This is a genomic window from Aureibacillus halotolerans, assembly GCF_004363045.1.
Lineage (GTDB): Bacteria > Bacillota > Bacilli > Bacillales > DSM-28697 > Aureibacillus > Aureibacillus halotolerans.
On sequence record NZ_SNYJ01000006.1, the window covers coordinates 105742 to 121994 of the forward strand.

Below are 16253 nucleotides of genomic sequence, written 5' to 3' on the forward strand. Positions count from 1 at the left end.
AGTAAGGACCGGCAAAATCCCAATGTTCACAAAAACATAGGAAAGGACAGCGTAGCGTAGACTTTTCGTCTTTAAATAGACTAAGGACCACACGACATTACGCTGCGCTAGATGCTCGGAAGGGGAACGAGCTAAAGACGCTGTAGCTTCTCCGGATTCATAACAATATAAATTGCTTCAATGTAATTACCGCAGTATTGAAACGAAATGGCAGCAAACACCTGAGTTCCCGTATAGGCAATCGCACCAGGTTGACCATTCACTTCACAAAGTGCAAACCGATAATCAGGGGGAGCATCAGACACAATGCCCGCAAAGAGACGGCTGATCCGCTCGGGGCCAAAAATGGGACGAAGAGGTGCGAGCGCTTTACCACCGGCATCAAAATACACAATGGCTTCCGGTGACAGTAAGTCCAGGAGCTGATCGGTATTTTCGGATTGTAACGCTTGGGTGAATTGTTCCACCAGCGCTTGCTGTTTGGATGACAGCGTCAACGGCTGTTCAGGAATATCTCCCAGGCTCCGTTTTGCCCTGCGAAAAATTTGCCGACAATTGACGCTGCTTTTATCCACAATGTCCGCAATATCATCGTAATCATAGCGCAGCACTTCACGAAGAAGAAAGACCATCCGTTCCGTTACTGAGAGCTGCTGTAAAAGTATAAGATAGGCCGTTGTGAGCGATTCTTTAGCTACAAACGCATCGGAAGGATCGGTTTCTGCGTTATGATTTGTAATGATGGGTTCAGGCAGCCATTCACCAATATATTGTTCACGTCGATATGCCGCTGATTTTAAATAATCAAGACAACGGTTTGTCACCATTCTGCATAAATATGATTTGGGATGTCGGACGTGCTCCTGTGGTGTCTTTTCCCAAGAGATAAAGACGTCCTGAACAATATCTTCTGCATCCATCATACTGCCGAGCATACGATACGCCAGCCCAGTCAGCATCGGCTTCCATTCTGTGTATGCTTTTACTGTGCTAATCGCATATTCCCCCATCCTCTTCATTCATATAGTTTTTGACCTGCTTTTACTCTCATGTTCGTGACGCAGTATAATCGCTTCCGCTGCCCGTTTTCCACTTGCAAATGCGGTATCTGCTAACAGTTCTCCATGTCCGACCCAATCGCCTGCCACATAAAGACCTGGAATTTCTGGAACCGCCGGGCCGATCGCTTTGGAAGGTGTGTTGACCGAGTTAAAGCCATGGACCACTGTCATACGCGGCAAAAATTGGCGGGCTGCCACCTCACTACGCCAGCCAGGCTGTATGAGGTCAAGTGCCTTTTCCAATTGTTTTTCATCCTGCTTTGGATTGCTTTCTCCTCTATCTGTACCGAGGTGCTTCACCACTTGCACGATGGCTGACCCATCGTCACTTGCTTTGGAAAAGTTTGAGGGAGTTACTAAAAATAGCGGCTGACCCAAAAAAAACACAGCGCTCCGGTTCAAATCTGGCTTAGGCAGCTTGTGCAAAGCAATATCAAGACAAGCAGCGAAAATAGGCTGCGAATCGTCCCCCCAGCGGCTTAAGGAGGTTTGTTCTGCTCCTTTGAAGAGTCTTAAACTTTCCCTTAATCCCGCTGCCATGACCACATCATTCACACGCAATGTTTCACCATCGGCTACATGGATGGTATGTTTTACCCCATCAAAAGCAATCTGCTTTACATTTTGCTGCTTCAGGACTGTCACGCCTTCCTGAATGGCCTTTTGTTCCAATCCTTTTACGATGAATCCCCAGCCATGGTCAACGTAAAATGCTTTTCTTCTGAATGAGCGTTGAAGCTGTCTAATACCAGGCGCAGCCAGATGTGCATCCGGATCGGGCACAAAGGAATTCGCCCGGCAAACCGCATAGATGAAATGGCGCACCATGGGGTCGCTAATGGATTCCTCTGCCCACTCTCGCAGGCTCATCGGCGGTAAATGATTGAGATCCGTTTTGCCTAACGAAAAAATCAATTTCCCCAGCTCCATCAATGCCGCGCCAGAAAAAAGTTTAGAGGTTAACAAGGAAAGGCCATTGCCAGGAAACGCATGAAACCGATCATTCCATACGATGCCTGCTTTAGAGGCTGGTGCTCCTCCCTCCACCTTCACATTCAATTCGTTTAACACCTGCTCTGCAGCCCCGCCTTGGTAAAGGGCGTGAATTCCTAAATTAAATAAAACCCCATTCTTCCTGATGGTTATAGCACGCCCGCCGATTTGCGCGGACTTCTCTAACAGAACAACAGAGAAACCGGCTCTTGCTAAATAGACGGAAGCAGTCAGCCCTGCCAGCCCTCCGCCGACGATCGCGATATCATACGTCTTCAAATGACACACTCCTTGTGGATTTGATACTACGATGACGAGGGCCGGTGCTTTTTTGTGACAAAAGAAAGTTTAGAAATATACAAGCAAGATCTTCTAGCAAACATTATGCATTTTGTATCAATTATCTTTTCCTGTTGGCTCCGAGCTTACCGTAAGTCGCCGTGCGCCACAGCCATTCTAACGGTCCAAAGGGATATCGTTTCAGCCATAAATTGCTCAATACAAGCTGGAGCCCATAGATGGCGATCGCCAACAGAAGACCATACCAAGGACTTACTTGCGCGAACAAGCCGAATCCAAAGCTGTAAAAAATCGTTATGCAAATGATGGATTGCAGCAAATAGTTCGTCAGTGCCATACGACCAACCGCCGCGAAAGGAGCGAGCACTCGCTGCCCAAGAGCAGTTCTCAGCAGAAGCAGCAGCGAAGTTATATAGAAGATGGCGATCGCCGGACTTGCGATCAGTAGAGCGGGAACTTGTGCAAGATTCAGCCCTGTATGGGTACTATCGATCGTATATTTTAGCGCAAACTGAATGGCAAGAAAGGGCAGGCCGATTGCCGCGCTCCAGATCCATGCTGACTTAACCGTTTGCCTATGCTTGTCGAGCTCACGGAAGTAGCCTCGTTTGCCTGCATAAGCACCAATGAAGAACATGCCGAGAGACAAGATAGCGGTATAAAACATGCTGACCGAGATGATATCGGAGTCCGTCGAGCGTTGGTTGATCATCTCAGCGAAGCTACCCGTTTGGTATACGGTAATTGATTGGTCTGCCGCTTGCTCCAATTGCTCTGCAGGTGCCAACTCAATGGCCAACCTGTTGTCGAAAGCAAATGTTTGCAAGGCTAGCAGTAAAGCAGAAACGAGTAGTAGAGCTACTCCACAGTTGAGAAGCACTTTGGGAGAACGATTGCGGAACAACAACAATATAAAGCCAAATACACTATAGATCAGTAGAATGTCCCCGTACCAAATATAAGTGCTGTGGAGAACGCCCAGCAGCATAAGAAACAACAGCCGCCTGACATATCGCACCACCGGTCTTTCTCCGCGCAGTTTAAGCCGTTCCATGAAGATGATAAAGCCTAACCCGAACAGAAAAGAGAAAATCGTAATAAATTTGTTTACTACGGCAACATTCAAAAATAACATGATGAAGCGATTCCAACTATCGTTCCAAAGAGATACATGCAACAGTTCAAAATAAGGATACGGGTAAGAAAACAAGGGCATATTTGCCAACAAAATCCCTAGCAATGCGACCCCGCGAATGATGTCCAGTTCCACAATCCTGTCACCACGGACAGTCGGTAGCGTCGACTCTTTCCTATTGTACATGTCTTAAATCTCCTCTCATTAACCTTTCCTCTGTTCAACCAAATTAACGCCTACCTCGCAATAGATCACCCCAATAAAAAACAGCAACACAAGCGGATGATCACTTCATCATCTGAACGTGCCTCTACTTTGGTAATCACTAACGCATCTTCCGGATGTGTATTCAACAAGAAGTCCAATTTTACTAGATAGGTACCATCGTTCGTACTTGGTCATTCTGTTTTATAAATAACCCTCGCTTAACTTAAGTCTTCAAAAATCCTCCTGACCCATTAAATGTACAAAAAAAAGAACAGTGTCACCACTGTCTTTGGTCATTATGTCAATGGAAAGAAGTTACTTTCGTCATTTTTTAAAACAAATTCGGAAACCGCCGCAATATCGGGTAACCCACCAGATATTGTGGCGTTAGATTAGTCAGCAGCTTGGCATGCTACGCTCATTGTTTTATAAATACATTTGCATTTTCCTCGACCCATGCTGTGAATGTATAAGGTGGGAGCCCCGTTACTTCCTGAACGGTCGGAAAAACTGTACTGGCCAATGCAGGCGGATTCAGGTGCCATTTGATCACGTAATCAATGGCTTCCTCCTGTACACCCATTTTTCTCATCTGTTCGCGTTCTTCTTCTTCGGAGCTTTCGATAAACTGAATGTCTCGTCCGATCACCTCGCCGATGATCCGAATCTTCTCTTGAACCGACAAACTTTCTGGCCCTGTTAACGTGTATATTTTACCTGCATGGCCTTCCGCGGTTAACGCAACCGCTACGACTCTGCCAATATCCGCCTCATGAACAGGAGCAATTGGTGATCCGCCGAACAGATCTCTCACGACCCCTTCAGAACGTATAGTGTCCGCCCATTTTCGTGTATTTGCCATAAACTCAAAGGCTTGAAGCTGCGTCCACCCCAGACCGCTTGCCTCAACTGCCCGTTCAAAAGGGCCTTTCTCTCCATTCCATAGCACGCTAATCCTTCGCACCCCGGCTCTCTCGGCAAGTTCAATGATTTCAGGTCCCGTCTGTAACGGAGTATACTCTGCGCCTGTTGTAATCAAATGCATGCCGCTTACGTCCGCCAGCGCAGAAGCTAACGTACTTGGATCACTTAAATCACCCTTGACAACCTCTACACCTTTAGGAAGTTTGGCTTTCAACGGGTTACGTGTCAAGGCACGTACCTTTTGCCCCCTTTGAATAAGTTGGTTCACGACGTGCCGCCCTACGGTTCCCGTTGCCCCGGTAACTAATATCGTCATTCAATTTCCTCCTCATTGTCTTTGAATCATCTGATCAATTTTTTAATTTGCCATGCCCGGAGATGTTTCCATTATTACTTTGAACGTAATAAGTCTTTGCTGGCCGCCTCCAAAAATGCGCATGTCTAATCGTGCATCTTTTCTCAGCCCCATTCTATGTTTTGTATATATGACATAGTAAGGCACTGATTTGTGACAATGGGAACGAAAAAAATTTTCTAATCATATAAAGGAAGACGTAGAAAGATCGTACTCAAGAGACGGAATACGTACTTTTGGACGAGCCTCTGAACAACCTTGATGTAGCTCGTTCTGTTCAAATGTTGGAGCATCTAAGGCATGCCGCTTATGAATTCGAAAGAACCATTTTGACCGTAATGCATGACATTAATTTTGCAGCCAAATATTCGGATCGAATATGTGCAATGAAACATGGACAAATTGCCGCTCTTGGAACAGTAGAAGAAGTGATGCACCCATACATTTTAACAGATATTTTTGAGACGAAGATTGAAATTATCGCTGGTCCTTATGGGCCGATCGCAATTTATTAGATATAAGCCTTTATAAAAAGGTGTTAATTAACCGTTGTTTAGGTTAAGCCCTGGACATACGAAACAAACATCGCAGAAAAGACGTTCTTCTGCGATGTTACATTTAGATCAGATTAGATTTCTTTAATAACCGTTGGATCATGACGGCAACCTCCGCTCTTGTGATCGTTTCTTTCGGTGCGAGTATTGCCGCACTTCTTCCCTCAAGCAATTCCGCTTGTATACTGGTCGCTGCACTTCTTCTTGCCCACGCTGCGACTTCTCTCTGGTCTTCGAACGGCTCAAGTACATTCTCATGTATTGGTTCCGATACGTATTCTTCCATACCCGTTATTTCCATGCCTTTCGCGATTATCACCATTGCTTGTTCACGAGTTATTGCCTCCGCCGGTCGGAAAGTCCCGTCCTCAAATCCTTGGATCAACCCATTATCATAAGCAGTCTTAATGGCTTGGCTATACCAGGACGATTCCTTCACATCATGAAATGAACTTGTTTCGATCGACGCTTGCAGGCCTAAGGCTCGAACGAGAATCGAGGCAAATTCCGCACGGGTAATATTCCTGTTTGGCTCAAATTGGTCCTTTCCAATACCGCTAATGATTCCACGATTGGCCATATCTTGAACCGCTGCTTCTGACCAATGTCCTGCTATATCATTTAAGGCAACCTCTCTGGACACAACTGCAAACATACCTCCATATGTGCTACTCAGCACAGCATAAGACTCACCGTTTTGATAGACTATTTTCGTGGGGACATGATGAATATTGCCATCTGCGTTGATCAATGCTCCCGTGAGAAATTTTCCTGTTTCCTTTGGAGGTGAAATGTTCACCCAATGCTCGACATATGCGTCAAAGTTCGTAATTAAACGGCTTTGGTTTTCGTAGATTCCTCTAACAGAGTATTCCAGAGGAGGCGTGATCCATTCAAGACTTTCTTTCTCGTTCCTCCTAGTCATTGCTTCAATTACTTCTGAGGAAGGCGACGAAATTTCAATCTCCACAGACACCTCATTGAGTGACGCTGAATTTTCCAGTGATGAGGTCAACGCTTCGACATTGATCGCTGCCGCCGGCACTACATAGGTGAAATGATTGGTTTGGATCTCAATGCGCCCTTGTTTCGTAGCTAGTTGATGAAGAGTGTGTCCGTTTAATTTCCCTATAAACGTATCAAAGGAACCCTCCAGCGATAGTTCTAAAACAGGAGCTGGCCCCGCCGTTACAAGCAAATCATCCAACTTCCCCGCATCAATGATCAAGATGCTTTGCTGTTGTCCCTTCATCTCCTTAGTTGAGAAAATCCCTGCGTCGACCACCGTTCCATTGAAGTAAATGTCCACATACTTCTCTGGTTCTTCTGGTCCTTCTTGCTCCTTCTGCTCTTCTTTCTTTTTGCGTTCTTTCCTTTCTTTCTTCTCAGTCCCTTCTTCTTTCTCATCATCTGGAAACGGGGGCTCCGAGTGAAGCAGTGTCCAATCAGCAAACAACGTATGATCTTCCTCACTCGTTACTTTCGTGGAATTCGTCACCACAGTTCCCGCTCCATTTGGCTCAGTATACCAGCCTTTAAACGCATACCCTTCGCGCTTTGGATTAGGCAAAGCTTCCACTGTCACGCCATCCGAGCCTTGCCCGTAAGTCGCTCCATACTGCTTTGTTAGCTCATCATAGTCCACCGAGCCACCTTGTGCATCTAGCGTCACCGTCATCGTTTCAGCGAAAGGTATGGTGCTGTCAGAGGCAGAGGACTCTGCACTGCTCCCCGCTGAATTGCTCGCTCTTACGGTAAACGTATAGCTTTCGCCGTTAGTGAGACCACCAACCGTCATCGGGCTTTCCGTTCCTACTGTCGTGTGTTCTCCTGGATACGTCGTGACCTCGTAGCTTGTGATCGGTTGGTTACCATCAAATAAAGGCGGATCGAACGTAACCGTCGCTTGGCCGTTTCCTGGCTCTGCTGTAACATTGCGCGGCGATTCCGGCACTGAAACCGCTCCAGACCACCTGTTTAGAAAATTCCCATCTGAATCGAACTTTTGGATCTGGTGGTTACTGGCTTCCGACACATAGACGTTGCCGTCGCTATCAATGGCAACACCATTTGGAAAATTAAATTGACCATTACCGTCCCCTGACTGCCCCCATTCAGCTAAAAAGTTCCCTTCTAAATCAAACTTTTGAATACGATGGTTCTGAGCATCTGGTACATAGATATAACTGTTCACATTCTCTATCGCAATACTAAAAGGATATTGAAACTGACTGTCTCCATCCCCTTGGCTTCCCCATTGGCTAACGTACGAACCATCAGCACTAAATTTTTGAACACGGTGATTTTCACTTTCAGTCGTATAGACATTCCCGTCATCGTCGACGGCAACACCGTACGGTCTATTAAACTCCCCATCTCCATCTCCATAGCTTCCCCATTGACCTAGAAAATTCCCATCCGAATCAAAGCTTTGGATGCGATGGTTATCACGATCCGTCACATAGACGATACCATTGTGTGATACTGTAATCCCTGATGGGTTTCTGAACTCTCCTTCCTCGTTGCCAGGTGATCCCCACTCGGCAAGGTACGACCCACTTGTATCAAATTTTTGAATGCGATGATTATCGCGGTCCACGACATAAACATGTCCATCCGAGTCAAACGCAATTCCACTAGGATAGGAAAACTGTCCATCACCGCTTCCTAAGCCGCCCCACTCCGTCACGTATTTCCCGTCAGGTGCTAGAACAATGATTCGATTGCTGCCACTATCAGCGACATGGACGTGTCCTTGATCATTAATGGCTACTGCAACTGGCCTGTCAAAAGAAGCAGTATTTTGAGCATTGAACGGACTGGCTTCACTTTCTTCCTTTGCCCAAGCCATGGAAAATGTCATGAGGCTTAAAGCGATGACAGTCGCTGAAATGAGCAATACATTGTTGAGAAATTTCCAATTTTGACGCATGTTAAAATGTCCCTTCTCCCACTTTTTTCTCTGTAGACTGTGAACCAGTCGTTTTGCGGTTGTATAATTCTTCTGCTCATAAGACTTTGTCTCCAAGTGGAGTAGTTGATTCTATTTCATTTAGCGTTAAATAGACGCTGTTACTGCTTTTCTATCTTTCGTTAAACTCCAGTTCCAACGCTCTTTGCAGCATAACGGTCGCTTCTGCACGGGATGTTATACCGTTTGGTACGAAACGGTTCCCACTTCGTCCATCGATAACGCCAAGATTGCGAATTCCTTCGACTTCATCGGATGCCCATTCTGGAATTTCATTATTGTCTGTGAAAGGATTTAATAATTTGGTATCAGCCTGTAATTTTAGCGCACGGGCAATCATGACTGCGATCTCCGCTCTAGTTAGAGGTGCGTTCGGACGGAAGCTGTTATCTTCATACCCGTAAACAATTCCATTCTGCACCGCTCGCGAGACGGCTTCTTTAGCCCATGGTTCAATTTGATTCTGGTCCGCAAAAAGGCGTTCATGTGCGGTTGCTTCTCTCTTCATGTTGCCTGATTTCATCAACATAACAGTAAATTCGGCTCGCGTAATCGACTCATTCGGCCTAAACGAACCATCTAGGTAGCCATTGATCATTCCACTAAATGCCGCTTGATGAATGGCGTTTTCTGCCCAATGTCCGGAAATATCGGTAAACCCAGCTACAGGATTGGCTGGACCTCGCGAAGGCTCATCCAGTTCAGGAGCATTGACATCTGACTCCTGTTGTTTAGACATATCTCGGGTAATCGTCACTTTGTAATTTTTCTTCCTATCGTTCTCTGCCTGCACAGTCAAAGTGATTCTATTTATGCCTTCATCCAAATCGATTATGAACTGATCATCCTCCTCTTCATCACCTAGGTAGACTTTTGCGGAAGGATCAGCTGTTTTTACTGCAATTTCAATTTTTCCAACGTTTGTTCGAGCAGTATATTCTGTCGTACCAGATGCAAATGACGGGCTGAGCTCGAGCTCTTGACCGTCTGCCAATAGTTGCAGCTCTGCCAGGTTTGCGTTGCTAGATAAAGATGAGTCTTCATCACTACTACTGGCTGAGCGTGCTGAGAATGTGACAATTGCATTGCCTTTCACTTCTGAATAGTTAAACTGATCGGTTGGCGTGAAAACCCAGTCTTGATTCGATCTATTTTGAGTTGGAACAAACGTAGGCTCTACCCAAGCTAACGAACCAGGCACCAACTCACCTGTCGTCGTATGCTGAAATTCGCCCGTCAGCGTTGCCTGCCTTAGTGGCTCTCTTCTTTGAAGTCGATCTGCCTTCACTTCATGAATAGGAACAGGAACTGCTTGCTTCACTTCAATTACATACCCTTGCTCAATTATGTTCCCAGAACCAAGGTCGGTTGCTTTCACTTCAAATTCATATCGACCAGCTTTCTCAGCCATCCCTTCAATGGTCCTCTCGTTCAGGGTGAATCCATCTGGCAAACTACCTCTGGACAGTTCATAAGTGTAATTGCCCGTTCCGTCTGTTGCAGCAGGGATGGATGCGTTGTAGGGCTCGTTATAAATGCCAGTCACCATTTCAGCCTCAGGCAAGTACAAAGAACTAGAAGTCCAAGCGGCATAAAAATCCGTGTTTTGCTCTACAACGAATGGGAACTGGGCTTTTGTAGTATACATTTCATCGATATACCAGCCTGAAAACGTGTACCCATTACGGAGAGGCGAAGGCGAAGGTGCATCAATAGACGCTCCGTCCTCGGCGTCCGTTACCGCGGCAGTGTCATCCATCGTTCCTCCTGCCAAATGCCAGTTCACCTGATGTCGATCCGACCATTCAATAACCCCTTGGTTTGACTGTTGAGAAGCTACTTGAATCGTCTCGGGAATCATAGATAGCGCACGATAACCGTCTGATCCAGTGAACTCAAAATCTTCCAGTGTATAGTTGTCTTCTGGGACATACAAATACAACATTCCATTGGCATCGGTGCGAACGATGTTCTTTTTTACACTTATATCTGTCTCTGCAACGGGTGATGATTCTCCATTAATGGTCTCGATAAATTCTAAAGTAAGCAGCGAGGGGCCTTCGCCTTCTGGAAACAATCCACTAAATCGCTCGCCGTTATACCCTGGGGTACTAAAGACAATCCCCCCTTGCAATTGAATGTCTGCAGATTGAGTAGAATAGTTGCCTTCAATATAGATAGCCCCCCCTCCAATTCCAGCAGCAATTGCTTGCCCACCTTCAGCCGAAACTTGACCACCCGTAATGGTGATGTCACCACCTGAACTGTTATAACCTCCACCAATCCCTGCACCACTTAGCTGACCATTGTATTCTAGGTATCCGCCGATTGCTGTGATTCTACCTCCATGAATATTAATCGTATCGCTTTCTGCACCTCCGCCACCACCGATGCCAGCACCACCATTAGACCCTATTGCATGAATCACTCCTTCATTAATGGTGATCATCGCATTATCTCCAAGGGCACCGCCACCAATCCCAGCGCCGCCGCTCGCTCCCTCGGCACGAATGAAGCCACCATGAAGCGTAATTTCGCTGGTAGACCCCAAACGTCCACTGCCAATCCCAGCCCCTCCTGAAAAGACCCCGCTATCACCGCCACCAAGCGCTGTAATTGTTCCCTCTTCAATTTCAATCGTTCCTGTATTTCCGTATGGAGAGCCGCCGATGCCAGCTGCACCAATGCCACCTTGTGCGACCAACGAGCCTTCTCCGGAGATGACCAATTTGGCATCCCCTTCTACAGCAACACCAGCTGTACTTGCATCCGCGATCAGGATATTCTCCTCGACAAGGATTAACCTCACTTCACCGGAGCCAAGCAACTGGATCGGACTATGTGATGTAAGCTGCAAACCCTCAATGGTCAATTGAAGGGATGTTGAATTGTTCGTGACAATTACTGCATTCACTGTGTCCGAATTGTTTTGTTGCAAAGAGACTTCTGTAACCCCATCAGCAATTTCGATTTCCATCGGGGTCCTTTCTGTGTCTATTATTTCATACATACCATCGGTCACAATTTCATAGTCCCCACTGATCGGAGTAACCGCATCTTGGGCCATTAATGCTGCTTCGGGAGATACGATCGTTGTCAAAAAAAGAAGACTTGCCAAGAACCACAATTGCCTTCTACCCCATCTTTGTTTCATCACTCTTTCACATCACTTCCAAATAAATTTTAGAACAAAAGTAAGTCATATAAACTCTTACTATAGTCATTAACACTTCCTAAGATTAGGATGGGATAGATGACTTCACATTTAAAACATTGCAAGAAAAACAGTTACTTCTATGTTAATACTATCTGATTCTCACGTTCTGAAGATTAACGTTCGTTTAACACACCGTCAATTTTTGCTTAATAAATAAAAAGGCACTGCCAAGGTGAGGGAGACAGCTCCTTTGCTTTGGTGAAGATTACATGAATCGAACTCTGTTGTTTTGACAAAAAAACGCGCCACCTCGACTGCGAGATAGCGCGCTGGTACACAAATGTATGGTGGAAGCTAAAGACAAGCTTTACCCTTTCATGATTGTCGTTACGTTCATGATGACGATTTGATGTGCTTTCTGCGTATAAGCTTTCCTAAACAAACCCATATTTGAAACATCATTATGATTGACTGCCAATCCAGAATAGACCGATCGTTAACGCTTGATGAACGCCCCTGCCGAAAATTCATGTGAACAAATGCTAAGATTTCTTTATCATTTCTGCGCCGTCAAAGGTAAGACTTGTAAGCATCCACCAGTCCAAGCGCTTCCACACCGTTGGATGCTTCTGCGATCCGTACTAAACAAACATCGCATTTTCCTGTACCGGTTCCGATAATTTATTATCTACGATACCTATGACTGCCATAGCATTCGTGATCATCATGGCATGTTCACGGGTACTGGATTCCGCCTGGCGAAAGGACCTGTTATCTAACCCTTGGATCAACCCATTAACAAGAGCAGCCTTAATGCTCTCGCTATACCAGGATGGTTCCTTAACACCCTTAAATGATCTTGTTTCGTTTGGTGCTTGCAACCTAAAGCACGAACGAGAATCGTGATAAATTCCGCACGAGTCATGTTTAGGTTTGGTTCAAATTGGTTCTTTTCGGTCCCACGAATAATCCCACGGATGGTGACTCGCATGCTCATACGACGATCCAACTATGACTTATCGGAGCGATAACAAACGTGTGACGATCACCGCGGCTTCCGCTCTCGTCACATGGCGATCGGGACCGAAGCTGCCATCTGGATAACCGAGCATCACACCACTGGAAGCAGCGGCCCCAACCGCTTCTCTTGACCAGGCTGCAAAAGCAGCCTCATCCTTAAAACGGGTAAAGTCGTTACTTCCTTCCAACCCCAGAGTGCGCATCAAGATGACCGCCATCTCTTGACGGGTTATCTCTTGGTCTGGAGCGAAGGTATGATCGCTCATTCCAGTGACAATGCCGGAAAGCTGTACTATGGCAATCGGGTCTCGCGCCCAATGGGTTTTCGTATCTTCAAATATGACATCGTCGCCCGCAGCTTGCAATCCAAGCGCCTGAACAACTAACTGTGCAAATTCCGCTCTTGTTATCCTTTGGTTTGGTTTAAAGCTGCCATCCGGATACCCTAAGACAACGCCAGACGCTGTCAGACGGTCAATCTCCAGTTTGGCCCAATGCGCTACTGGAACGTCGACAAAATCAATCGGCTTTGATTCGAGGTCCTCTGGCTCGTGAGGATCAGCCAGATCAGTAGGCACTCGCTTCGCTACAGACACGGTATAGGTAACCTCGAATCCTTGATATGCAACTGTCAACGTCTGATGGGCATCCACTTGACTGCTGTCGAAACCGCTGACCATATCTGCCGTTACTGATACGGAAGTCTTACTGCCATCAGCCCGGCGCACCTCAAGCTTCATCCCTGCAACATTTAACGCATCACCAACGCGGTATTCTACCTGGTATGAGGAGTCAGGACGAATTGCAATTTCTCTAATGACAGGCCCTTCAAATTTATCAGGCTCCGTGGGCTCCTCTGGCTCTTTGGATTCCTCTTGCTCTGTCGGTTCCTCTGGCTCTGTCGGTTCCTCCGGCTCTGTCGGTTCCTCCGGCTCTGTCGGTTCCTCCGGTTCTGTCGGTTCCTCCGGCTCTGTCGGTTCCTCCGGCTCTGTCGGTTCCTCCGGTTCTGTCGGTTCCTCTGGCTGCTCTGCTTCTTTTACGATGGTAATCATATATAACCGTGTCTCTCCATTTTTTGCAGTCACAATGAGGCGGACAGTCTGGCTAGCTGAAGGTAACAGTAGTGCATCGCTCATCTCTCCACTAGTTATATCGACCGGTCCCCAGATCAACTCTTCTTGCTCGTCTAACAGCTCGACGCTAGCCTTGGCTGACGCGTCTGCAGTTACCGTTGTTATCGTAACGGATTCGATAGTATTCTCTACTTCCACGGTATACGACAACTGCTCTTCGGCAAAAGCCGGACTCAGCTCCAGCTCTTCCTCGGCAGCGTATACTCGAAGCTCACTCAGGCTATTGACATTGCTGGAGTCAGGCAACCAGTTCGCATACAAGGTCACGGAAGAAGTGATGCTCAGAAGATTTCCCGGCGTATAAGACGTCCCGGACCCGTCCGCAGCGGTATTCCAGCCAACGAACGAATGTCCCAGCAGGACAAGCTCATTGGCATTGTCAAGCACGAGCGCCTCGTCCCCTGTTTCGTAAATTTGTTCATCCTCAGGTGGTGTCCCTCCAGTATGGCCATTGCCGTCATACGTGACGGTGTACTTTTCTGGTTCAGACAACATCGCCTGCTGCATCGTGTAAGCTCGTTTATTTCCTCGGGCATCTCGAACAATAATATTGAAATAATACGATTCGCCTGCTGTCAAATCGCCAATCACCATTGTGTCGATATCCGAAGTGTACGTATGTAACGGAGTTCCATTTATCTCCATGGCTGCAACCGTATTTAGATTGGCCGAGTCCGACTGATACACCATGTATTCCAACTGTTCTTGCGGACTGATATTATCAGTCGCTTTGTCCCAGTGAAGCGTCAATTCACTATAGCCGGTGTATTCTGGTGTTATCTGGGCACTGAGCGGAATAGGCGCCGAGAAATCCAGTGACGCGCGACTCTGGACTGGTTCTGCTCTTAAAGTAGCCGTACTGTCACCCAACTGACCGGAGGAATTCAACCCCCAAGCCCATACATTGGCGTCTTGTTTTATGGCGATTGTCGAGTACCCGCCAGCTGACACATCAATCGCTTGATCTAAAACCTGGACAGGCGAATTTCTACTTGTGTACGTCCCGTCGCCAAGCTGGCTGAAATTGTTCAAGCCCCATGTCCATAAGGTTCCATCTTTTCTGATCGCCGCACTATGGAATCCACCAGCAGCCACCTTTACAACATCATTCAAAAGTGCAACTTGAGTAGGAGCAGATACGTGAGAGTTATCGACGCCAGCTCCCACCGCTCCCCAACTGTTTTCCCCCCATCCCCAAAGCGTCCCATCCGACGTAAGCGCCAGACTATGAGTGCCGCCCGCTGCGATAGCAATTACATCACTTATCCCAGGTACAGGCTCTGGAGAGAACCTTCGTGTGGTCGTACCGTCGCCCAATTGTCCTTGGTCATTGCTTCCCCACGACCAGACCGACCCGTCTTGCTTTAAGGCTAGGCTGAAGTAGCCTCCGGCTGCCACGGCAATAACATCTTCAAGTCCCTGAACTTGAACAGCTTGCAGACTGAGATCTGTTGTCCCGTCCCCTAATTGTCCATTTTCATTATCCCCCCAGGCCCAAACTGTACCATCTTCTCTCAAAGCCAAGGCATGAAAACCCAAGCCGTCGGTAATTTCGATGATATCCTTCAAACCCTTAACTTGGACGGGGATCCGACGTTCCTCAAATGTGCCGTCCCCCAGCTGCCCATCTTCGTTTTGCCCCCAGGCCCATACGGTGCCATCATCCTTGAGTGCCAGGCTGGAATACACCATGCTTCCGACGGATTCTACTTCCTCCAAAGCTTCTACGCGGACTGGGATGGTGCGGCTGGCCGTTGAGTTATTGCCCAGCTGTCCATTTTGGTTGTTTCCCCACGCCCAGACCGACCCATCGCTGGCTACACTCAAACTATGGTAGTAGCCATGAGCAATTGCAGGTGCGGTGACATATTCAAAGTCAATAGCTTTTCCTTGATACACAGGAAAAGAATTAGCAAGCACGAAAACACATAATCCCATTATCCATCCTTTTTTCAACATTTTTCCTCCATTCTAGATAAGTAATTCCTCAATTAACACAAGTGCAGAATTTCGCCTTGTAGTTCGATTCATGGCTCAACCTTGCCAATAATTTAATGCACCTCAGGAATGACAATAATTCAGTAATGACATTAAGACAAAAAATTCCGCAAGAAAAAGAGCTTTTGGAGTAAGGATTGAATACAATTGTTATAAAGCAACAGCAATTGACGAAATAATTGTTTCGACATGCCCTTCTGCAAACGATATGTATGGTCCATAAACGATGTGGACTGTCACCCACGATCCCAGACTTCGCGAACAAAGGTGGAGCTGGCGTATCCAAACTTCTTTCCCCTAGTATCAGCTCTATTTCGCAGGTAGTAAGCAAATTAATTGTGCTTCTCCATTACGTGGAGAGTTGCTGGCCTTTGTATGGTTAAATTCAGTTTGGCTGTATTTTACACTTCTTGAAGTTTGACCATGCTGTTCCGTTCCGAAGTGG

8 protein-coding genes and 1 pseudogene are annotated in these 16253 nt (G+C 46.7%); 1 reads left to right on the plus strand and 8 read right to left on the minus strand.

The annotated features are described in order from the left end of the window. Positions 1-131 precede the first annotated feature (131 nt). From EV213_RS09045 to EV213_RS09060, 4 genes are all read right to left on the minus strand, one after another. Entirely contained in the window at positions 132-1010 is an 879-nt protein-coding gene (locus EV213_RS09045; RefSeq protein WP_133580206.1) for an RNA polymerase sigma-70 factor, read from the minus strand. Between the two features lie 9 nt (positions 1011-1019). Beyond that, complete coding sequence (locus tag EV213_RS09050) at positions 1020-2333, minus strand: phytoene desaturase family protein (RefSeq protein WP_166639227.1); 1314 nt, start codon at positions 2331-2333, stop codon at positions 1020-1022. A 121-nt stretch (positions 2334-2454) separates the two neighbouring features. Beyond that, positions 2455-3675, minus strand: a complete 1221-nt coding sequence (locus EV213_RS09055) for a DUF418 domain-containing protein (RefSeq protein ID WP_133580208.1) — start codon at positions 3673-3675, stop codon at positions 2455-2457. Positions 3676-4114: 439 nt separating this feature from the next. Continuing rightward, positions 4115-4936 carry an NmrA family NAD(P)-binding protein gene (locus tag EV213_RS09060; RefSeq protein ID WP_133580209.1) on the minus strand — a complete coding sequence of 274 codons (822 nt, stop codon included), beginning with the start codon at positions 4934-4936 and terminating at the stop codon, positions 4115-4117. Positions 4937-5190: 254 nt separating this feature from the next. Here EV213_RS09060 and EV213_RS09065 point away from each other — a divergent pair. Further along, positions 5191-5490: pseudogene (locus EV213_RS09065) on the plus strand (ATP-binding cassette domain-containing protein); the annotation flags it as partial. Between the two features lie 103 nt (positions 5491-5593). On the opposite strand, the gene EV213_RS09070 reads toward EV213_RS09065, so the two are convergent. The 4 genes from EV213_RS09070 to EV213_RS09085 form a co-directional block, all read right to left on the minus strand. Then, complete coding sequence (locus EV213_RS09070) at positions 5594-8461, minus strand: S-layer homology domain-containing protein (RefSeq protein ID WP_133580210.1); 2868 nt, start codon at positions 8459-8461, stop codon at positions 5594-5596. A 151-nt stretch (positions 8462-8612) separates the two neighbouring features. Next, positions 8613-11654: an S-layer homology domain-containing protein gene (locus EV213_RS09075; protein WP_133580211.1), complete on the minus strand. Its 3042-nt coding sequence runs from the start codon at positions 11652-11654 to the stop codon at positions 8613-8615. Between the two features lie 790 nt (positions 11655-12444). After that, on the minus strand, positions 12445-12654 hold the full coding sequence (locus EV213_RS21315) for an S-layer homology domain-containing protein (RefSeq protein ID WP_133580212.1): 210 nt from the start codon (positions 12652-12654) through the stop codon (positions 12445-12447). A 19-nt stretch (positions 12655-12673) separates the two neighbouring features. Further along, a complete protein-coding gene (locus tag EV213_RS09085; protein ID WP_208112734.1) occupies positions 12674-15748 on the minus strand; it encodes an RCC1 domain-containing protein in 3075 nt (1024 codons plus the stop codon). Positions 15749-16253: the final 505 nt, after the last annotated feature.